The 20,120-nt window shown below is 71.9% G+C and carries 14 protein-coding genes; 7 read left to right on the top strand and 7 right to left on the bottom strand.

The window, feature by feature from the left end:
* Positions 1-40: 40 nt before the first annotated feature.
* Positions 41-3,673: a multifunctional oxoglutarate decarboxylase/oxoglutarate dehydrogenase thiamine pyrophosphate-binding subunit/dihydrolipoyllysine-residue succinyltransferase subunit gene (locus tag FHS13_RS03100; protein ID WP_184287155.1), complete on the bottom strand. Its 3,633-nt coding sequence runs from the start codon at positions 3,671-3,673 to the stop codon at positions 41-43.
* A gap of 662 nt (positions 3,674-4,335) precedes the next feature.
* Between FHS13_RS03100 and FHS13_RS03095 the strand changes: the two genes are divergently transcribed.
* Complete coding sequence (locus tag FHS13_RS03095) at positions 4,336-4,737, top strand: BlaI/MecI/CopY family transcriptional regulator (RefSeq protein ID WP_184287152.1); 402 nt, start codon at positions 4,336-4,338, stop codon at positions 4,735-4,737.
* A gap of 94 nt (positions 4,738-4,831) precedes the next feature.
* Here FHS13_RS03095 and FHS13_RS03090 read toward each other — a convergent pair whose 3' ends face one another.
* A complete protein-coding gene (locus FHS13_RS03090; protein WP_184287149.1) occupies positions 4,832-5,917 on the bottom strand; it encodes a suppressor of fused domain protein in 1,086 nt (361 codons plus the stop codon).
* Between the two features lie 202 nt (positions 5,918-6,119).
* Between FHS13_RS03090 and rlmN the strand changes: the two genes are divergently transcribed.
* Together rlmN and FHS13_RS03080 are read left to right on the top strand one after the other, a co-directional pair.
* Complete coding sequence (rlmN, locus tag FHS13_RS03085) at positions 6,120-7,217, top strand: dual-specificity RNA methyltransferase RlmN (protein WP_184287146.1); 1,098 nt, start codon at positions 6,120-6,122, stop codon at positions 7,215-7,217.
* A gap of 19 nt (positions 7,218-7,236) precedes the next feature.
* Entirely contained in the window at positions 7,237-7,707 is a 471-nt protein-coding gene (locus tag FHS13_RS03080; RefSeq protein WP_184287143.1) for a hypothetical protein, read from the top strand.
* Positions 7,708-7,714: 7 nt separating this feature from the next.
* Here the strand turns inward: FHS13_RS03080 and FHS13_RS03075 are convergent, their stop codons facing one another.
* The 3 genes from FHS13_RS03075 to FHS13_RS03065 are packed head-to-tail and all read right to left on the bottom strand — an operon-like array spanning position 7,715 to position 10,928.
* The gene (locus FHS13_RS03075) at positions 7,715-9,313 is read right to left on the bottom strand and encodes an anibiotic ABC transporter efflux pump (RefSeq protein WP_184287140.1); all 1,599 of its coding nucleotides are present in this window, start codon (positions 9,311-9,313) and stop codon (positions 7,715-7,717) included.
* Positions 9,310-10,233, bottom strand: coding sequence for an ABC transporter ATP-binding protein (locus FHS13_RS03070; RefSeq protein ID WP_184287137.1), 924 nt, complete (start codon positions 10,231-10,233; stop codon positions 9,310-9,312). The genes FHS13_RS03075 and FHS13_RS03070 overlap by 4 nt, the downstream gene beginning before the upstream one ends.
* A gap of 44 nt (positions 10,234-10,277) precedes the next feature.
* Entirely contained in the window at positions 10,278-10,928 is a 651-nt protein-coding gene (locus FHS13_RS03065) for a TetR/AcrR family transcriptional regulator (RefSeq protein ID WP_184287134.1), read from the bottom strand.
* A gap of 111 nt (positions 10,929-11,039) precedes the next feature.
* Here FHS13_RS03065 and FHS13_RS03060 point away from each other — a divergent pair, with 111 nt between their 5' ends.
* Entirely contained in the window at positions 11,040-11,852 is an 813-nt protein-coding gene (locus tag FHS13_RS03060; RefSeq protein ID WP_184287131.1) for a carbon-nitrogen hydrolase family protein, read from the top strand.
* Positions 11,853-12,094: 242 nt separating this feature from the next.
* Positions 12,095-12,337 (top strand): hypothetical protein, encoded by a 243-nt coding sequence (locus FHS13_RS03055; protein WP_184287950.1) that lies wholly within the window; start codon positions 12,095-12,097, stop codon positions 12,335-12,337.
* Positions 12,338-12,581: 244 nt separating this feature from the next.
* Here the strand turns inward: FHS13_RS03055 and FHS13_RS03050 are convergent, their stop codons facing one another.
* On the bottom strand, positions 12,582-13,868 hold the full coding sequence (locus tag FHS13_RS03050; RefSeq protein ID WP_184287128.1) for an aspartate aminotransferase family protein: 1,287 nt from the start codon (positions 13,866-13,868) through the stop codon (positions 12,582-12,584).
* 132 nt (positions 13,869-14,000) lie between these two features.
* Positions 14,001-15,338 carry a 4-aminobutyrate--2-oxoglutarate transaminase gene (gene gabT, locus FHS13_RS03045; protein WP_184287126.1) on the bottom strand — a complete coding sequence of 446 codons (1,338 nt, stop codon included), beginning with the start codon at positions 15,336-15,338 and terminating at the stop codon, positions 14,001-14,003.
* 159 nt (positions 15,339-15,497) lie between these two features.
* Here gabT and FHS13_RS03040 point away from each other — a divergent pair, with 159 nt between their 5' ends.
* Together FHS13_RS03040 and FHS13_RS03035 are read left to right on the top strand one after the other, a co-directional pair.
* Entirely contained in the window at positions 15,498-16,955 is a 1,458-nt protein-coding gene (locus FHS13_RS03040; RefSeq protein WP_184287122.1) for a PucR family transcriptional regulator, read from the top strand.
* 115 nt (positions 16,956-17,070) lie between these two features.
* A complete protein-coding gene (locus FHS13_RS03035; protein ID WP_184287119.1) occupies positions 17,071-20,046 on the top strand; it encodes an ATP-binding protein in 2,976 nt (991 codons plus the stop codon).
* Positions 20,047-20,120: the final 74 nt, after the last annotated feature.

Genomic DNA, 20,120 nt, shown 5'->3' with positions numbered 1-20,120 from the left:
GTTGCGGCTCCTCCTGCAGAACCCGGTGCACCCCTCGCTGTCAGTCGGCGGGCGGGAAGACCGTGTCCACCAGGGCGCGCTGCTCCGCCTCGTGCCGCTTGGCCGAGCCGGCCGCGGGGGAGGAGGAGGCAGGACGCGATATCCGGGTGAACGGACGGTCCAGCTGCTCGGAGAAGACCAGCGCCACGAACGGCCACGGACCCATGTTCGCCGGCTCCTCCTGGACCCACAGGACCTCGCCCGCGTTCGGGAAGGCCTTGAGCTGCTCGCGGATCTCCTCGATCGGCAGCGGGTAGAGCCGCTCGGTGCGGATGATCGCCGTGTGGCGGTCACCGCTCTTGCGGCGCGCCGCGTCCAGGTCGTAGTAGACCTTGCCCGAGCACAGCACCACGCGGCGGACCTTCTCCGGAGCGATCGAGTCGTCCGTGATCAGCGGCCGGAAGTGGCCCGAGGTGAAGTCCTCGGCGGCCGACGTGGCGGCCTTCAGGCGCAGCAGCGACTTCGGCGTGAACACGATCAGCGGCCGCTGGATCGGCGACTTCGCCTGCCAGCGCAGCAGGTGGAAGTAGCTCGCCGGGGTGCTGGGCATCGCGACGGTCATGTTCTCCTGCGCGCACAGCTGGAGGAAGCGCTCGATGCGGGCCGAGGAGTGGTCCGGGCCCTGTCCCTCGTAGCCGTGCGGCAGCAGCAGGGTGACGCTGGAGCGCTGGCCCCACTTCTGCTCGCCGGAGCTGATGTACTCGTCGATGACGGTCTGGGCGCCGTTGACGAAGTCGCCGAACTGCGCCTCCCACATCACCAGCGCCTCGGGACGCACGAGCGAGTAGCCGTACTCGAAGCCCAGGGCCGCGTACTCGCTCAGCAGCGAGTCGTGGACGTGGAACTTCGTGGTGCCGTTGTCGAACTGCTTGAGCGGCGTGTGGGTCTCGCCGGTCTCGCGGTCGACGAGCGCGGCGTGGCGCTGGCCGAAGGTGCCGCGGCGGCTGTCCTGGCCGATCAGGCGCACCGGGTGGTCGTCCAGCAGCAGCGAGCCGAAGGCCAGCAGCTCACCGGTCGCCCAGTCCACGGCGTCGGTCTCCACCATCGTCTGGCGGCGTGCCAGCTGCGGCGCCAGACGCGGGTGCGGGGTGAAGCCCTCGGGCAGGCTGACCTGGGTGTCGATGACCCGCTTGACGGTCTCGCTGCTGATGGCCGTCTCGACCGAGGAGTGGTCCAGGCGGCCCTCGGTGAACACCACGGGCTTGACCACGGAACCCGGCTCGATCGGCTTCTTCTCGACCTCGCGGGTCTCGGTGAAGGCGCGCTCCAGCTCGTTCTGGAAGTCGCGCAGTGCCGACTCCGCCTCCTCCACCGTGATGTCGCCGCGGCCGATGAGGGCCTCGGTGTACAGCTTGCGGGTGGAGCGCTTGGCGTCGATGACGTCGTACATCAGCGGCTGCGTGAACGCCGGGTTGTCGCCCTCGTTGTGGCCGCGGCGGCGGTAGCACACGAGGTCGATCACGACGTCCTTGTTGAACGCCTGGCGGTAGGCGAAGGCGAGGTGGGCGACCCGGACCACGGCCTCGGGGTCGTCCCCGTTGACGTGGAAGATCGGCGCCTGCACCATCCGCGCCACGTCCGTGGCGTAGACGCTGGAACGGCTGTCCTTCGGCGAGGTGGTGAAGCCCACCTGGTTGTTGACGATGACGTGGACCGTCCCGCCGGTGCGGTAGCCCCGCAGCTGGGAGAGGTTCAGCGTCTCGGCCACGACGCCCTGGCCGGCGAAGGCCGCGTCGCCGTGGATGAGGATGGGCAGCACGGTGAAGCCGTGCGCGCCCTTGTCGAGCAGGTCCTGCTTGGCGCGAACGATGCCCTCGGCGACCGGGTTGACCGTCTCCAGGTGGGAGGGGTTGGCCGCCAGCGAGATGCGGATCTCCTCGCCGTCGCGGGTCCGGAAGACGCCCTCGGTTCCGAGGTGGTACTTCACGTCGCCGGAGCCGTGCGCGCTCCGCGGGTCGAGGTTGCCCTCGAACTCGCCGAAGATCTGCCCGTAGGACTTGCCGCAGATGTTGGCCAGCACGTTGAGGCGGCCGCGGTGGGCCATGCCGATGACGGCCTCGTCCAGCTCGGACTTGGCGGCCTTGGTGATGACGCCGTCCAGCAGCGGGATCAGGGACTCGCCGCCCTCGAGGGAGAAGCGCTTCTGGCCCACGTACTTGGTCTGCAGGAAGGTCTCGAACGCCTCGGCGCTGTTGAGCCTGTGCAGGATGTGCAGCTGCTCGTCGCGGTCGAGCTTCTCGTGCTCACGCTCGACGTGCGACTGGATCCACTCCCGCTCCTCGGGGCTCTGGATGTGCATGTACTCGATACCCACCGTGCGGCAGTAGGTGTCGCGCAGCACGCCCAGGATGTCGCGCAGCTTCATGACCTGCTTGCCGCCGAAGCCCCCGGTGGGGAACTCGCGGTCCAGGTCCCACAGGGTCAGCCCGTGCTGGAGGACGTCCAGGTCCGGGTGCCTGCGCTGCTCGTGGTCGAGCGGGTTGGTGTCGGCCATCAGGTGGCCGCGCACGCGGTAGGCGTGGATCAGCTCCTGGACGCGGGTGGTCTTGTCGAGCTGGGTGGCCTTGTTGACGTGGATGTCCTGGACCCAGCGCACCGGCTCGTAGGGGATGCGCAGGGAACGGAAGATCTCGTCGTAGAAGCCGTCCTCGCCCAGCAGCAGCTGGTGGATGCGGCGCAGGAACTCACCGGACTGCGCACCCTGGATGATGCGGTGGTCGTAGGTGGAGGTCAGCGTCATGACCTTGCTGATGCCCAGCTCGGCCAGCGTGTCGGAGGACGCGCCCTGGAACTCGGCCGGGTACTCCATGGCGCCGACACCCAGGATGGTGCCCTGGCCCGGCATCAGGCGCGGGACCGAGTGCACGGTACCGATGCCGCCGGGGTTGGTGAGGCTGATCGTGGTGCCCTGGAAGTCCGGCACGCCCAGCTTGTTGTTGCGGGCCTTGCGGACCAGGTCCTCGTAGCCGCTCCAGAACTCCATGAAGTCCATCTCGTCGGCCTTCTTGATGGAGGGCACGACGAGCTGGCGGGATCCGTCCGGCTTCTGGAGGTCGATGGCCAGACCGAAGTTCACGTGCTTGGGCTTGGCCACACCGGGCTTGCCGTCCAGCTCCGTGTAGGAGTGGTTCATCTCCGGCAGGCTCTCGAGGGCCTTGATCATGGCGTAGCCGATGAGGTGGGTGAAGGAGACCTTCCCACCGCGGCCGCGACGGAGATGGTTGTTGATGACGATGCGGTTGTCGAAGAGGAGCTTGACGGGCACCGCGCGCACGCTGGTCGCGGTGGGGAGCGTCAAGCTCGACTCCATGTTGGTGGCTGTGCGCGCGGGGGCGCCGCGCAGCCGTTCCTCTTCGACCTGGAGGGCCTCGTCCTTGCTCTCCTGCTTGGGAGCGGGGGAGGAGGCCTTCTTCTCGGGTGCGGCGGGAGCAGGCGCGGGAGCCTTCTCGGTCTTCGCCTTGGCCGTTCCCCCACCCTTCGCTCCAGCAGTCTCCGCGGACTTGTAGTCCGCGAAGAAATTCCACCAGGCCTTGTCGACCGAGTTCGGGTCGTTCAAGTACTTCTGATAAAGCTCCTCGACCAACCACTCGTTGGGACCGAAATCTGTCAGGGGTTGAGACGCCTCAGACGACACGGCGGAGATCGCCCACTTCCGCTGCTCGCTTGTGAATGTTGGAAGACGGGTGGCTGCTGGCAAGGCGGGCTCAAGGAACGAACGTGGGATCCTCCCGGCACAGCGGGAGACATCTGGCCTGGCCAGCACTCGTCGGGTACCAGGCTACTTGTCCCGGCCTCCCGGCGGGGAACGCGACAGGTGTTGAAACTGGGAGATAGCTAACAATTCTTCACAAGATTATTGGCTCTGCGTGTTGGCAGACACACCAAGAGTGTACCTTAGGTCCTGTTTGTGGGGTTATGGGGCTTGTTGTGCGTGTGAAGAGGGTGGCCGCTCCCCGTCGAACACGGTGTGGCGTGCGTCACTTTTCCTCTCCCGGGCCCTTCGGAGCCGGTTTCCCGGAACCCCGACGGCCCCGATCCCGTCCCAAGGGAGTGCACGCGGCCGGGCAGGACGGCCGGGTTCCGCCACCGACGTTCCCAGCGGGCGCGGCGGAACCCGGGCCCGGCCGCCGCGGTTCCTCTTTCCCGCCTCTCCTCGCACGGGCGGTCGTGAAACGCCGGTGAACGGCGCGGCCGGAGTCGGATCTGCGTGCTCTGCGGAGTTCTCCCACGCCGGAGCCCTTCCCATGTCTACGATCTCGGTAGTACTCGCCGGACACACGGGGGTGGGAGAGAACCATGAAGGGCCTGGGGGAGTTGGAGTCGGCCATCATGGACGCGCTGTGGCGGTCCGAGGAGCCGCTCTCGGTGCGCCGGGTGCGCGAGACCATGGTCTACGACCGCGACATCGCCTACACCACTGTCATGACGGTCGCCAACATCCTCTTCCACAAGGGTCTGCTCGACCGGGAGAAGGCCGGCCGGGCCTGGGTCTACTGGCCGAGCGAGACCCGGGCGGAGTACACCGCCCGGGTGATGGACGAGGTGCTCAGCACCTGCCCCGACCCCGGCGCGACCCTGCGCAGCCTCGTCGAGCGCTTCAGTGACGAGGACGTGGCCCGCCTCCACCAGCTCCTGGGCCAGGTCCGCGGCCGGCGCGTGCTCGGCCAGGTCCGGGACAGCCGCGAGATGGCGGGCTGACACCGGGCCCTCGGCCCTGCTGCGCGGATCGTCCCGGGCCGCTCGCCGGAGGACCGGCTCCACCGATACGGCGGGAACGTCCGAAGGACACGGCCTAGGAGAGAATCCAGCTGCGCCCCTCCGCGGCCAGCTTCTCCACCAGCGTCGCGCTGTCGTGCTCCTTGGCGAACAGGTGCTCGGGGCGGGTGATCGGCACGATCCACAGCCACCGCACCGGGTCGCCCTGAAAAGTGAGCCCCGAGGTGTCCGGCGGGTACAGGGACGGGTCGGGAACCAGGGGAGAGGGGTCCTCCAGGAGCAGCACCGCGCCCGCACCGCGCCGCATCGACCTGTCCTCGGGGTTGTCCAGCCACTTGACCGTGTGCCCGGTGCCGAACCAGGTCACGGCCCGCCAGGGGAACGCGCCGATCCAGCGGAAGACCCGTGCCGCCTGGTGGGCCGGCATCGTCGTGGCCAGGGCCAGCTCCACCCGGGCGTACTGGGAGGTGTTGGCCATGTACCGGTCCAACGTGGGCATCCGCTGCCCGCACATCCCCACGGTCGACAGGATCGTGTAGGGCCGGTGCTCCGTCGGCGGGCGCTCCGACACCCGCAGCAGCGGCGGATGGCCGTCCGACACGTCCCAGTAGTGGCCCGCCTCGCCCACCCGGCGGTTGAGGTGGCCCAGAACGGTGCGCTGCACGCTGCGCCACGCGCCCGAGGCCCGGCGCCAGTCCCAGTAGGCCTCGGCGTGCACCACACGCGGCCACAGCTGGTTCTTCACCGGGTCCAGCTCCCACGCGTAGGCGCTGCGGCCGATCGCCTCGCGCGCGTATCCGGGCAGCCCGCTGTCGGCCTCGGCCCAGCCGGGGATGACCGCCAGCAGGCCCTCCTCGTCCACCAGGGCGACCCCGTCGCCCTCCTCGAACCACACGGCGCGCAGGCACGAGGGGTCGAACCGCGGGCGGCCCTGCGGATGCTTGGTGTGGGCCTCGGGCATCAGCGGCGCCCGGCCCTCGCCGGCCTCGTCCGGGCCCCCGGCGGGCGGAGCGATCTCGTGGTTGGCCAGCCACACCGGGACGCGGATGCGCCCGCGTGCGTCGAGCAGGTAGGCGGCCGTGGTGCGGGAGTCGCACTCGACCACGACCCGGCGACTCTGATAGGGGCTGATCTCGTCGAGCAGGACGTCGATCCCTGTCACCGGTCCTCCCGGGTGCCGAACCCTGTTGCCGGGGCCCGCCGGGCCGTGCCCGTCCGGCCCGTCCGCCGAGTGCGTAGAATCGACGGTAGTGCCCTGACAGGCGGAGCTGCACCGCAGCCGCGTATAAGTCGTATAACGACCGGAACCGCTGCTGTCCCGCGCCGGGCCCCAGACCATCGACTCCATCTCCTACGGACTCTGTATGCCCGCCGAGCTCACTTTTGTCGCCCCCCGCCGTGCCAAGCCGCCCCGGCACCTGGCCGACCTCGAACCCGAGGAGCGGGTCGAGGTCGTCACAGGACTGGGGGAGAAGCCCTTCCGCGCCAAGCAGATCGCCAAGCACTACTTCGGCGGCCTGGAGTCCGACACCTCGGCGATGACCGACCTGCCGGCCTCCTCGCGGGAGAAGCTCGGCGAGGCCCTGCTGCCGCGGCTGATCACCCCCGTCAAGCACATCACCTGCGACAACGGCATGACCCGCAAGACCTTGTGGAAGGCCTTCGACGGCGTGCTGTTCGAGTCGGTGCTCATGCGCTACCCCGACCGCGTCACCCTGTGCATCTCCTCACAGGCCGGATGCGGCATGAACTGCCCGTTCTGCGCCACCGGCCAGGCCGGGCTGACCCGCAACCTGTCCACCGGCGAGATCGTCGAGCAGGTGGTCGCCAGCGCCCGCGACCTGGCTCGCGGCGAGGTCGCCGGGGGCCCCGGGCGCATCAGCAACATCGTGTTCATGGGCATGGGCGAGCCCATGGCCAACTACAAGCGCGTGCTGCAGACCGTGCGCCGCATCACCGACCCGGTCCCGGGGGGCCTGGGCATCTCCCAGCGCGGCGTCACCGTCTCCACCGTGGGCCTGGTCCCCGCCATCGACAAGCTCACCGCCGAGAAGATGCAGGTGCGCCTGGCGATCTCCCTGCACGCCCCCGACGACGAGCTGCGCGACGAGCTGGTGCCCATCAACACCCGCTGGAAGGTCGCCGAGGTGCTCGACGCCGCCTGGCGCTACGCCGGGACGACCGGGCGCCGGGTCTCCATCGAGTACGCGCTCATCAAGGACGTCAACGACCAGGCCTGGCGGGCCGACCTGCTCGGCAAGCTCCTCAAGGGTCACCTGGTACACGTCAACCTCATCCCGCTCAACCCCACGCCGGGGTCCAAGTGGACCGCCTCGCGCCCCGAGGACGAGCGCGAGTTCGTGCGCCGTCTCCAGTCGCACGGCGTCTCGGTGACGGTCCGCGACACCCGGGGCCAGGAGATCGACGGCGCCTGCGGCCAACTCGCGGCGTCCGAGCTCTGAGCGCCTCGGGGCGGCCGGCGTGATCGAGACGGGCCTGGCCTTCCTGGTCGCCCTCGCCTCGGGCCTCGTGCCGGTCGTCAACATCGAGCTGTACCTGGCGGGCGCCGCCGTCGCCCTGGACGACGGCGCCCTGACGGCCATGGCCCTGGCCGCGGCTCTGGGCCAGACCCTGGGCAAACTGCCCTACTACTACGCGGGCCGGGGAACCCTCACGGCGCCGTGGCTGCGCCGCAGGACCCGGACTCCGGGCAAGTGGGCCGCCCGGGCCGAGACCTGGCGCCGGAGGGCCGAGGCCCGTCCGGTCTGGGGCGCGGGCCTGCTCGCGGTGAGCTCCTTCGCCAGCGTTCCGCCGTTCTTCGTGGTGGCGGTACTGGCCGGGGTGGTGCGTATGAACGTCGTGTTGTTCTGCGCGATCACCTTCACCACCCGCACCGCCCGCTTCCTCGTCGTGGTCCTCGCCCCGGCCTGGGCGCTCTCCCTCCTCTCCTGACCGCCGCTCACACCGGCAGCAGGTCGCGGCGGCGGAAACCGAGCAGTCCGCCCGCGGCCGCGGCGACCGCGACGGCCGCGGCCACCGCGACAGGTGCCGCCTCGAACTCGCCGCCCGGCAGCAGGGGCAGCATGCTGAACGCGCTCAGGTCCACCAGCCACTCGTCCAGGCCGAGCAGCCCGCCGAACATCGTGGCGAGGACGCTGTAGCCGAACCAGGCCCACACCAGCGGGACCAGGCGCGGTGCCGCTCCCACCACCAGGGCGGTCAGAGCGGTGAACAGCAGGGCGACGGGCAGCTGGGCCAGGACGGCCTCCAGCATCGTGCCGATCCAGGAGGAGTCCTCCACCGCGGCTGCGGCGCCGATCCCCATGCCGAGCCCGCCCAGCAGCACGATCAGGGTCGAGGACAGGGCACTCACCACCAGGGCCCCGCCGAACCAGCGGTACCGGCTCACCGCCGTGGCCAGGACGGCCTCGGCGCGCCCCGAGGACTCCTCGCTCCGGGTGCGGAGCACCGAGACGACGGCGTAGGCGGACGCCGCCATCATCGTGTAGCTCACCATGGTGCCGAGGTAGCCCGCCATGACCTCCGAGGTGCCCCCGAGGAAGACGGCGCCCAGCTCGGGGTTCTCCTCCAGCATCGTGTCGATCTCGCTCGACAGCGTGCCGAAGGCGGCGGCGAAGGCGAACACGGCCGCGGCCCAGGCGATGACCGCCCCCCTCTGCTGGTGCAGGTGCAGGGCCGTCGCTCCGCGGAGCAGGGACCCGGCCCCGGCGGGGCCGGGCCGGGGCGGGACCAGTCCGGCGCCCAGGTCGCGCCGGCCGGCCAGGGCGTAGGCGGCGGCGAAGAGCAGGCAGACGAGGAGCGGGTACAGCAGCAGCGGCCACCAGCGCAGGTCGTCGTACACGCGGGTCTGCTGGACCCAGGCGAAGGGGGAGAGCCACGACAGGGCGTTGCCGCCGGGCTCGGCCATGTCACCGACGACGCGGAACAGGAACAGCACACCGACGGCCAGGAACGCGAGCCCGGCCGCGCCGCGCCCGTACCCCGTGACCTGCGCGCACACGGCGGCGACGGCGCCGAAGGCGATTCCGGCCAGGGCAAGGCCCAGGCCGTAGGCCGCCGAGTCGGCGATGGCCAGGCCGCTGCCGGCCAGGGTCGCGGCGACCAGGCCGCCGATGACCAGGTCGACCAGGGCCGCGGTCGCCAGGGCGGCCGTCATCTGGGCGCTCGGGCCCACGGCGCCGGACCGCAGCAGTTCGGCCCGGCCGCTCTCCTCCTCGGCGCGGGTGTGCCGGACCACGTGCAGGATGTTCATGACCGCCAGCGCGATCAGCAGGCTCATGGTCAGCTCGTTGACGACCATCGGGCCCAGGCCGTAGTCGTCCAGCCCGTATCCGGGACCGCCGAAGACGATCCCCGTGGGGGTGTCCATGAGCGCGGCGCGGGACCGGCGCTGGGCCTCGGTCGCGAACATCTCGTCGAGGGCGGGCACGGTCGCGGCGACGGTCCCGACCAGTGCGAGCGTCCAGACCGACAGACGGATCCGGTCGCGTCGCAGGACGAACCGGAGGAGTGTCCCGGTTCCGGTGAGGGCGTTCACGTGCGCTCCCCTCCGCTGCCGTCCAGGGCCGACAGCTCGTCGCCGTAGTGGCGCATGAACAATTCCTCCAGCGAGGGCGGGGTGCACACCAGGGAGCGCACCTCCAGGTCGCCGACCGCGCGCACGGCGGTGCCGAGGCGGTCGTTGTCGACGGCGAAGGACACCCGGTTCCCGTCGGCGGACAGGTCGTGGACGCCGTCGAGGCCGGACAGCACCGAGGGGTCGCCGTCGACCGAGGCGCGCACGGTGGAGCGGGTCAGGTGGCGCAGGCCCTCCAGCGTCCCCGACTCCACGGTGCGCCCCCGGCGGATGATGGTGACGGTGTCGCAGAGCTTCTCGACCTCGGACAGGATGTGGCTGGACAGCAGCACCGTGCGGCCCTGCGCCTTGGCCTCCAGCACGCACCGGGTGAACACCGACTCCATGAGCGGGTCCAGCCCGGAGGTGGGCTCGTCCAGGACGAGGAGTTCGGCGTCGGAGGCCAGCGCGGCGACGAGGGCGACCTTCTGCCGGTTGCCCTTGGAGTAGGTGCGGGCCTTCTTGGAGGGGTCCAGCTCGAAGCGGGCCAGCAGCTCCTCCCTGCGGTCGGGGTCCAGGCCGCCGCGCAGCCTTCCGAGCAGGTCGATGGCCTGGCCGCCGGTCATGTTGGGCCACAGGGAGACGTCCCCGGGCACGTAGGCCAGGCGGCGGTGCAGGGCGACGGCGTCCTTCCACGGGTCGCCGCCGAGCAGGCGGACCGTCCCGGCGTCGGCCCGCAGCAGGCCGAGCAGGACGCGGATGGTGGTGGACTTCCCGGCCCCGTTGGGGCCGAGGAAGCCGGCGACCTGGCCGGCCTCCACGGTGAGGTCGAGTCCGTCCAGGGCGGTGAAGCGCCCGAAGCGCTTCACGACGCCCCGGGCGTCGATGACGGTGTCTGTCATGGCCGGGGAATTCCTTTCTCGGGGGCGATGCGCCGCCGTGTCCGTCAGGTGGCGCCGTCTTTGTGGGCGAGGTAGGCGTCGAGGGCTGTGCTGTCGGGGAACAGGCCCTCGGTGTAGACCTCCAGGACGGGGAGCGCGTGCTCTGTCTGCCACTCCCGCACCACCTCGCGGAAGTCCACGTCGGGCCCCGGGTGCCGGAGGTTGACCAGGAGCACGAGCGCGCCCAGCGAACTGGCCGTCATCCACAGGGCCCGCGCCTTCGGGTCCCGGGTCGGGCGGATGGTGCCCGCCGCCTCACCGGCGGCCATGTAGCGCTCGACGTCGGCGACCATGCGGTCGAAGAGGGTGCGGGCGAGGTCTCCGCCGGCCTGCATGGAGCGGAAGACGTAGGCCACCAGGTGCGCGTACTCCTCCGCCGTGGCGAACTGCTCGATGAGCGTCCCGGAGTCGGGTGCGGTGACGCCCTCCGTCTTGACCTCGTCGATCGTGGCGGCGACGTGGTCGTCGCACGCCTTGCGCAGCGCCTCCTTGGAACCGAAGTGGTGGATCACGAGGCCGGGGGAGACCCCGGCGGCCTCGGCGATGGTCCGCACGCTGACGTCGAACCCGCGGTTGCCGAAGCACACGACGGCGGCGTCGCGGATGCGCGCGCGGGCCGTGAGGTCCGGGTTGCCGGGCGGTGTGGCTGAACTCATGTTCAAGAGACTAAACGACCGTTTAGCCCATGGCAAGGGCGTTTCAGATCGCTCTCTCGGGCTAGCCGTACACTCAGGGCACGAGCCCCAGGTGGACGAGGAGTGTTCTGCATGGTTCAGGTCGCGGTGGGCCAGTTCGCCCCGGGGCAGGACAAGAAGGCCAATCTGCACACGGTGGCCGAGCTGGCCGGACGGGCCGCGGAGCGGGGTGCGCGGGTGGTGCTGCTGCCCGAGTACGCCATGTTCACCGCGCCGCGCACCGACCACCGCTGCGTCGAGGCCGCGGAGCCCTTGGACGGCCCCTTCCTCGCGGCCGCGGCCGAGGTCGCCCGCAAGGAGGGTGTCCACCTGGTGGTCGGGGTCAACGAGGCCGGGGCGGAGGATGCGGAGCGCTTCACCAACACCCTGGTGGCGCTGTCACCGGAGGGGGAGCGGATCGCGCTCTACCGCAAGATCCACCTCTACGACGCCTTCGGTGTCCGGGAGTCGGACGTGGTCTCGCCCGGTCCTCTCGACGAGCCGCAGACCTTTGCCGTCGACGGGGTGGTCTTCGGCCTCCAGACATGCTACGACCTGCGCTTTCCCGAGGTGACTCGGCGTATCGCCGACGCCGGCGCGCATGTGGTCCTGCTCGCCGCGCAGTGGGTGCCGGGGCCTCTGAAGGAGGAGCACTGGCGGACGCTGCTGCGGGCCAGGGCCATCGAGAACACCGTGTACGTGGCGGCCTCGGGCCAGTCGGCGCCGCTGGGTGCCGGAAACAGCATGGTGGTCGATCCCATGGGGACGCCGGTCGCCGCGCTGGGAGAGCAGGGCTTCGAGGTCGCCGTGGCCGATGTTTCGGTTGCCCGGGTAGAGGAGGTTCGGGTCGCTAATCCGGCTCTTTCTCTCCGTCGCTTTTCGGTCGCTCCGCGGTCTGCGGGATGAGGTCCCTTACCCTTGCGGTCCGTCAGTTTTCCGGCAAAGCCTATGAATGTACAGGCTTGAACTGGGGTCTTCCCAGGCTTGTTCACGTAGGGTTATGATCTACCTGCACGGAGTGATTTGGTTTGGTCCGACCCCATCCGGGTCCCCCAGGCCTCTGATTCCTTTAAGGAGCCGGCGAGGACCGGCCCGCCAGACTGTCCTAAACCACGGGGGGAGCAAGGACATTGCGCGGAATGAGCACGATGTGCGAACCAGCCACGTCAGACGGTGCGTCCGACACCTACGTCTACGACCCGGAGGCGCTGAGCGCGGAGCAGCGCATGGGGGACGCCTGCGCCGCCTGCCACACCAGGTGGCCCAGGCCCCGCAGGGTCCTGGGGGTCCTGCCGGACGGGAGCCAGGTGTTCGGCTGCGGGGAGTGCGCGGCCGTCATGGGGCTCGAGGCGCCGACCGCCGTCGGCGAGAGGCTCTTCGCGGTCCGGTGAGCACCGGATGCGGCGGCGCTCCGGGTCCTAGGGGAGGAACGGACCCGGAGCGCCGGTGCGACGCGCTCGCTTCCACGGGGAGGAGGGGGAAGTGAGCACATCTTTCCTGGAAGGCATCCGATCGTCGGCGGCGGACCCGCCGACCGCACCTCCACGATACTCCGTGCCCCCTGTCACCGGCCGTCGGTGAGACTCATCGGTCCGGTATATCCGGGAACTCCGCCGTGTGCGTACCTCCGTGCCCTCACACCCCCGCGTCGACCGCGCGCACGGCGTCCAGCAGGATGTCGCGGCCCTCGGCGGCCTCCTCCTCCGACAGGGTCAGCGGCGGCGCCATGCGCAGCACGTTGCCGTGCACACCGCCCTTGCCGATGAGGAGCCCGCGCTCCCTGGCGGCCTCCAGAACCCTTCCCGCCGTCGCGGGTGCCGGGGCACCGGTCACCGGGTCGACCATCTCCACGGCGAACATCAGGCCCTTGCCCCGCACGTCCCCGACGCTCGCCAGTTCCGCCAGAGGGCGCAGACCCTCCAGGATCAGGGCGCCCCGGCGCAGCGCGTTGCCCTGGAGGTCGTGCTCCAGCACGTGGTCGAGAACGGCCCCGGCCGCGGCCATCGACACCGGGTTGCCGCCGAAGGTGGCCACGCCCGCGGCGGGGAGGCCGTCCATGAGGTCGCCGCGCGCCACGACACCGCCGACGGCGAAGCCGTTGCCCAGGCCCTTGGCGAAGGTCATGGCGTCGGGGACCACGCCGTGGTTGCCGATACCGAAGAAGCTCGTCCCGGTACGGCCCCAACCCGTCTGCACCTCGTCGGAGACGAAGAGGATGCCGTGCTCGTCCAGCACCTCCTTGTAGGCGGCGTACAGCCCGTCCGGCGGCATGGCGAAACCGTTCACACCCTGGACCGGCTCCGCGATCAGGCAGGCCACGTTCGGAGCGGCGGTGTCGAGGACGTCGCGCAGATCGGCGACGCAGGCCTCGACGTATTCCTTCTCCGACATTCCGCGGAACACCGGGGAGGCCTGGTCCGTGCCGTGCAGGTAGTGGACGTTGAGCGGTGAGAGGGAGGAGTTCTTCCACACGCGGTTGCCGGTCACGGCGATGGTGCCGTAGGAGCGGCCGTGGTAGCTGCCGCGCATGGCCAGGACCTCGTCGCTGCCGCGCGCGCAGGTGGCCAGCAGCAGAGCGGTCTCGTTGGCCTCGGTGCCGGAGTTGGTGAAGAACACCTTCGCGTCCGGGATGCCCGAGAGCTCGGCGATCCTCTCGGCGAGCTCGACCTGGCTGCGGATCAGGTAGAGCGTGGAGGTGTGCACGACCCCCTTGGCCAGCTGGCGCTCCACGGCCTCGCGCACCTCTGCCACGTCGTAGCCGAGCATGTTGGTGGCGATGCCGGCGAAGAAGTCGAGGTAGGTGCGCCCGTCGGCGCCGGTGACGCGCGAGCCGCTGCCACCGGTGATCTCCAGCGGGGACTCGTAGTACAGGGGCAGCCAGGAGGGCATGACCGCGCGGTGGCGCGAGAGAAGTTCCGACATGCGCCCAGTCTCCCCCGCCCCTGCTCACGGGTCCAGAGCGGCCCCTCCGACAGGCCCGCCAGGTACGCGCGAGGGCCGCGCCCCCGTCGGGGGCGCGGCCCTGCCTGCGGTACATCCCTCTTGGGGCGGACCTCAGATCTGCTCGAAGGCCTCGGCGAGGATGTCGAGGCCCTCGTGGAGGAGCTCGTCGCCGATCGCGAGCGGCGGCAGCATGCGGATCACGTTGCCGTAGGTGCCGGCGCTCAGCAGGATGAGGCCGCGGGCGTGGCAGTGGGCCAGGATCTTGGCGAGGGCCTCGGGGTTGGGCTCCTTGTCCTGGCCGGTGACCAGCTCGATCGCGACCATCGCGCCGCGACCGCGCACGTCACCGATGATCTCGTACCGGTCGGCCATCTCGCGCAGGCGGCCGAGCATCAGGTCGCCGATCTCGCGGGCCCGCTGCACCAGGCCGTCGGACTCGATGGCCTCCAGCGAGCCCAGTGCGGCGGCGCAGGCCGCCGGGTTGCCGCCGTAGGTGCCGCCCAGGCCACCGCCGTGCACGGCGTCCATCAGCTCGGCGCGGCCGGTCACCGCGGACAGGGGCAGGCCGCCGGCGATGCCCTTGGCGGTCACGATCAGGTCCGGGACGATGCCCTCGTGCTCGCAGGCGAACATGTGGCCGGTGCGGGCGAAGCCGGTCTGCACCTCGTCGGCGACGAACACGATGCCGTTGGCGCGGCAGAACTCCACCACGGCGGGCAGGAAGCCGGGGGCCGGCTCGATGAAGCCGCCCTCGCCCTGGATCGGCTCGATCACCACGGCGGCGACGTTGTCCGCGCCGATCTGCTTGGTGATCTGCTCGACGACCATCGCGGCGGCCTCGGGGCCGCAGTTGTCCGGGCCGGTCGGCCAGCGGTACGCGTAGGCCATGGGCATCCGGTAGATCTCACCCGCGAAGGGGCCGAAGCCCTGCTTGTAGGGCATGTTCTTGGCGGTCAGGCCCATGGTGAGGTTGGTGCGGCCGTGGTAGGCGTGGTCGAAGACCACCACAGCCTGGCGGCCCGTCGCGCTGCGGGCGATCTTCACCGCGTTCTCGACGGCCTCGGCACCGGAGTTGAGCAGGATCGAGCGCTTCTCGTGGTCACCCGGCGTGATGCGGTTGAGGGCCTCGCAGACCTCGACGTAGCTCTCGTACGGGTTGATCATGAAGCAGGTGTGGGTGAAGCGCCCCAGCTGCTCCGTGGCCCGCTCCACCACGCGGCGATCGGCGTTGCCGACGTTGGTCACCGCGATACCGGAGCCGAAGTCGATGAGGGCGTTGCCGTCGATGTCCTCGACGATGCCGCCGCCCGCGCGGGTGACGTACACGGGCAGGGTGCTGCCGACGCCCTGGGCGACAGCCGCGCGGCGGCGCTTCTGGAGCTCGAGGGACTTGGGGCCGGGGATCTCGGTGACGACCCGGCGGGACTGGGCGATCTCGGTCGCTGCCATGCGTCTGCCTCCTTCACTGGGTGCGGGAACGGTCGGGACGGTTGGCCGACGTGCACGACACTAGGTGCGCGGGAACACGTCAGGCATGGACACGGTGGATAATCGAACCAGGTGGATACGCCAATACGTCAGATCCTGCCAAGGAGGGGAGCTGCCGCGATGCCACCGACACTGGGCGCGCTGCTGCGGACGCCCTCCCTGCGGCTGGAGCTGCTCACCGGGCACGAGCACCTCGGCCGCCGGGTGGAGTGGGTCGCCGTCAGCGAGCTGACCGACCCCACCCCCTACCTGGCCGGCGGTGAGCTCCTGCTCACCACCGGCGTGCGCTGGGCCGACTCCGTCCCCGACCTGCGCGGCTACGTGCGCAGGCTCGCCGAGCGGAAGGTGGCCGGGCTGGGCTTCGGCGTCGGAGTGGTCCTGGAGCAGACCCCCGCGCAGCTGTGCGAGGCCGCGGAGGAGTTCGGCCTGGCCCTGTTGGAGATCGGCAGGGAGACCCCCTTCATCGCGGTCGGCAAGGAGGTGTCGCGCCTGCTGGCCAAGGAGGAGTACGAGGGGCTCAGCCGCGCCTTCACCGCCCAGCGCGACCTCACGCGGTCGGCGCTCTCGGGCGGGCCCGCGATCGCCGACCGGCTGGCCCGGGACCTCGACGCCTGGGTGCTCCTCCTGGCCTCCGACGGCTCGGTCCGCCACGCCTCGCCCGCGGCCGCCGCGGGACGCGGGGCCGACCTGGCCGGGGAACTGGGGCGCCTGCGTGCGGCGGGTCCCCGCGCCAGCCTCTCCCTGACATCGGGGGGCAAACACGTGTCCGTACAGCCGCTGGCCGTCGGCCACCGTGTCCGGGGCTTCCTCGCCGTGGGCGTGGACGGCCCCCTGGGCACCGAGCAGAGGACCCTCGTCAACGCCGCGGTGTCGCTGCTGTCCCTGGAGCTGGAGCGCAGCGCCTCGGGGGACACCGAGCGGACGGGGGAGGGCGTGCTCACCGCACTGCTCACCGGGGCGCTGGACCCCGAGCACCCGGGCGCCGCCCTGCTGCGCGAGGTGCTCCCGCCCGAGCCCGTCGTGGTGGCCGTGGCCGACCGCGCCGACCGCACCCACCCCCCGGACGGGGTGCTGGTCACCGAGCACGGCGGCCGCGGGGTGCTGCTCGCCGCGGCGGAAGCGGCCGCAGCCGCGGTCGGCGAGGTGCTGGAGGGCCCCACCGGGATGAGCACCCCCGTCTCCTACCGGGACCTGGCGCTCGCGCTCGCCCAGGCCGAGCGTGCCAGGGAGGCGGCCGGCACCGACGGGGTGGTCCGGGCCGCGGACCTGCCCGGCGGCCTGCTCGACCTGGCCGACAACCCGGTCGGGGCCCGGCTGGCCGAGGACCTGCTCGCCCCGCTCACGGCCGAGCGCACCTCCGCCGAGCTCCTCGCGTCGCTGCGCGCCTACCTCGCCGCCTCGGGCCGCTGGGACTCCGCGGCCGAGGCCCTCGGGATCCACCGCCACACGCTCCGCTACCGGATGAGGCGCATCAGGGAACTGCTCCCCGGTGACCTCGACGATCCCGACCACCGGGCCGAACTCTGGATCGCCCTGCGGATGAGCGGGCGCGGGGAGGGCGGGGCGCACCGTCCCTGAGGAGAACCGGGACGGTTTCCGCTGTTTCCCGGGCCCCGGACGCCGCTGTCCGTGACAATGGGCGCTGACATCGGAGTGTGACAGCACGGCTACGTGGTCGGCATCGGGAGGCGGTATGAGATCTCTGCGCGACGACGGGCAGACCGCGCAGAACGCCGGACCGGCTCCGGGGGCGGCCCTCCCCGGCGCCCGGAGCCCGGGAGAAGGGGATGCGCCGATGCACCGGAACCCCTCCGTCCCCCAGAGCGAGATCCGCGCCCTCCTTGCCTACCTGCGCGCCTGCCTGCGCCGCGAGGCCGTGCACACCCACGGCATGGGGCTCGATCTCCTCGGCACGGACGAGTGCGCCTGCCTGCCCGCCGGGCCGGAGCTGCTCTTCAGCGGCGCCGGCGAGACCCTTCCGCTCGGCCCCGCCGCGACCCGCGTCCTGCGGGCGGCGGACCGCGGCACCCTGACCCTGCGCTACGGCTATCCCCTCGTGATCCTCGGTGAGGGGACCGAGCGGTCCGTCCTGCCCCTGCTCACCGTCGATGTCCGGGCCGCGACCCCTGCCGAGGGGCCCGGTGTCCCCCGGGTCCGGGCGGTCGGCCCGCCCGACGTCAACCCCGCCCTCCTCGCCAGGGCCGGGATCACCGATCCCGAGGACCTCCTCGGGCTGCGCGCACGGCTGCGCTCGGGTGCCCCGGGCACGGGCAACCGACCGGCGGCCCTCGCCGCCCTCGCCGCGCAGGCGCGCGATCTCCTGGCCCGCCTGGAGATCGAACGCATCGACGACATCGACCCCCGCGCCGTGCGGGGCGCCCCCCGCAGCGCCTCGACCGGCGCCCACAACGTCGCCCTCCTCTTCCTTGCGGGTCCCGGAGCCGGCGGGCACGGGACCGGCACGGTCGGGGACGTCCTCGCCGATCTCGACCCGTCCGATCCCGACGGGTTCGACCCCGCGGACATCGGCGGCACGGCCCTGGAGGCCCTGCTGGGACCCTTCGGGGGCCCGGACGGCGCTCCCGCGGGCACGGACGGACCCGGTGACGGGGAGGAACCCGTCCCGATCTGCGCCGACGGAATCGGGCAGTCCCGGTACGAGGCCCTGTCCGAGGCGATGCGCGGACGGCTCACCGCGGTCGCCGCGCCGCCCGGCACCGGTGCGCACGACCTCGTCGACGCCGTCGTGCGCACGGCGGTCGGCACCGGACAGCGGGTCCTGGTGTGCGGGGCGTCCGAGGCCGATGTCCGGGAGTTCCTGGACCGGTCGGGGAAGGCCCCCGACCACCCCGTCGTGCGGGTCGGTGGCGAGGAGCACCTCGTCGGCCAGGTCCGCCTCCTCGCCTCCCTGCTCTCCGAGCGCCCCGGCAGCGCGGTCGCGGACGACGGCGGGGCGGCGGCCCGCGAGGACCTGGCCCGGCACTGGTCCCGGGTCCGCAAGGCGTGGGCGGCCATGGACGACCTGGCCTCCGGCGGCCACGAACTCGCCCGCCTGGTGGAGGAACGCCGCCGCGCCGTCGCCGAGGGATGGGACCCCGACACCCTGTTCACCCCCGAGCGGGGCGGCCCCGAGTACTGGCTGTACCGCGCCGAGCGCGCGGGCGCCGCCGGCCTGGCCGGACACCGCCACCGGGCTGCCGTGCGCCGGGAGCTGGGCGTGTCCACCGATCCTGCCGACCTCGACAGGCTGTGCTCGGTCGCCCGGCTGGAGACCCGATGGCGGGCGGCCGTGGACCGCCGTGTCCGGAGCGAACCGCTCGGCCGGCTCACCGAGGAGCTCGCCGACGCGCTCGAACGGCACAGCGAGGCCGGCACCGCCTGGTTCACCCTGGCGGTCGATGACCGCCTCCGGCGCGGCCGCCCGGCCCTGGAGAACCGCATCGAGAGCCTCAACTGGCACCAGGGCGGCGGCTGGCCCGGCATGCCCGCCCTGCTCGACACCCTGCCCGCCTGGACGTGCCGCACCGACCAGGTCCGTGCACTGCCGCCGCGGGCCGGCCTGTTCGACCTCGTGGTCGTCACGGGTGCCGAGCACACCCGGGTGGCCGAACTGCTGCCCGCCCTGTACCGGGGCAGGCGGGCCCTGGTCGTCGGCGACCCCGCCTGCCCCGGCCCGGGGAGCGCCCTGGAACCCGACGAGGAGAGGAGGATGCTCACCGCCGCGGGACTGAACCCCGACCGGGCGGGGAGGCGGAGGCTGCGCCACGGCTCGGGATCCGCGCTCGACGCCGTCCGGGCCTGTACCGGAACGACGCTGTGGCTGGACGAGCACACCGGTGCGCCTCCCCTGCTCGCCGAGGTCGCCCTCCGCCACTGCTACGACGGCCGGGCGGAGGTCCGTATCCGCCCCGATCCGGACGGAGGGCCTCCTCTGGAGTGGCGCGATGTCGGCGGCCGGTGCGAACCGGTCCCCGGGATGTCCTGCGTCAACCGGGACGAGGCCTACCGGACGGTCGTCGTGGTCGACGAGGTCGACGAGCACCTGCCCGCCGGAAGGGTGATCGCCGTGGTCACCCCGCTCCAACCCCAGGAGGCCCTCCTCCGCCGGCTGCTGGGCCGGCGCGCCCTGCGCCACCAGGTGCGTGTCGGCGGCCCCGGACTGCTCCGGCACGACCGCGACGCCGCCGACGTCACGGTGCTCTCCCCGGTGCTCGCCGAGGGTGCCCCCGCCGCCGTGGAGCGCAGGGTCCGGCGTATGCGGCACATGTGGTCGTCGGTGCTCACCCGCACCCGGCAGCGCCTGGTGGTCGTCGGTGACCGGGCGTACTGGTCGACGGCCGGGGGGTCGCTCGGGGACCTGGCGTCCCCGCCGGCCGAGCGGACCGATCCGGCGGTGCTCGCGCTGGCCGACGGGCTGCGCGAGGCGGGGGCCAGGGTCGTGCTCGCGCAGCCCGTGGCGGGTGGGACCGCGGACATGGCGGTCCACCTCGGTGCCCGACGCCTCCTGCTCCTGCTGGACCGGGCCCCCGACGGCCGGGCCCTGCGCCGCCTGGTCGACCGCGGCGACGCCCTCGGTCGAGCCGCCGGAGACCCCGTCGTGGTGGTCCCGGCCTGGCGCTGCTTCGCCGATCGCGGCACGCTGGTCGGGGAGATCCTCGCCGCACGCTGACACGGCCCCGGGCGGAAGGGCCCGGCAGGCGGTGACCTCCGCGGGGCGGGGCAGAGGCAACGGCGTCCTACCCT

Source organism: Nocardiopsis algeriensis (assembly GCF_014203695.1).
Taxonomy (GTDB): domain Bacteria; phylum Actinomycetota; class Actinomycetes; order Streptosporangiales; family Streptosporangiaceae; genus Nocardiopsis; species Nocardiopsis algeriensis.
Note: the sequence above shows the minus strand (reverse complement) of the source record. Positions and strands in the feature narration are given on the sequence as shown.

Bases quoted from the DNA above. Each gene is read 5' to 3' on its own strand.
- FHS13_RS03040 (WP_184287122.1), top strand. From the start codon at position 15,498: ATGCCACCGACACTGGGCGCGCTGCTGCGGACGCCCTCCCTGCGGCTG.
- FHS13_RS03060 (WP_184287131.1), top strand. From the start codon at position 11,040: ATGGTTCAGGTCGCGGTGGGCCAGTTCGCCCCGGGGCAGGACAAGAAG.
- FHS13_RS03095 (WP_184287152.1), top strand. From the start codon at position 4,336: ATGAAGGGCCTGGGGGAGTTGGAGTCGGCCATCATGGACGCGCTGTGG.
- rlmN (WP_184287146.1), top strand. From the start codon at position 6,120: ATGCCCGCCGAGCTCACTTTTGTCGCCCCCCGCCGTGCCAAGCCGCCC.
- FHS13_RS03065 (WP_184287134.1), bottom strand. From the start codon at position 10,928: ATGAGTTCAGCCACACCGCCCGGCAACCCGGACCTCACGGCCCGCGCG.
- FHS13_RS03035 (WP_184287119.1), top strand. From the start codon at position 17,071: ATGAGATCTCTGCGCGACGACGGGCAGACCGCGCAGAACGCCGGACCG.
- gabT (WP_184287126.1), bottom strand. From the start codon at position 15,338: ATGGCAGCGACCGAGATCGCCCAGTCCCGCCGGGTCGTCACCGAGATC.
- FHS13_RS03055 (WP_184287950.1), top strand. From the start codon at position 12,095: ATGTGCGAACCAGCCACGTCAGACGGTGCGTCCGACACCTACGTCTAC.
- FHS13_RS03050 (WP_184287128.1), bottom strand. From the start codon at position 13,868: ATGTCGGAACTTCTCTCGCGCCACCGCGCGGTCATGCCCTCCTGGCTG.
- FHS13_RS03070 (WP_184287137.1), bottom strand. From the start codon at position 10,233: ATGACAGACACCGTCATCGACGCCCGGGGCGTCGTGAAGCGCTTCGGG.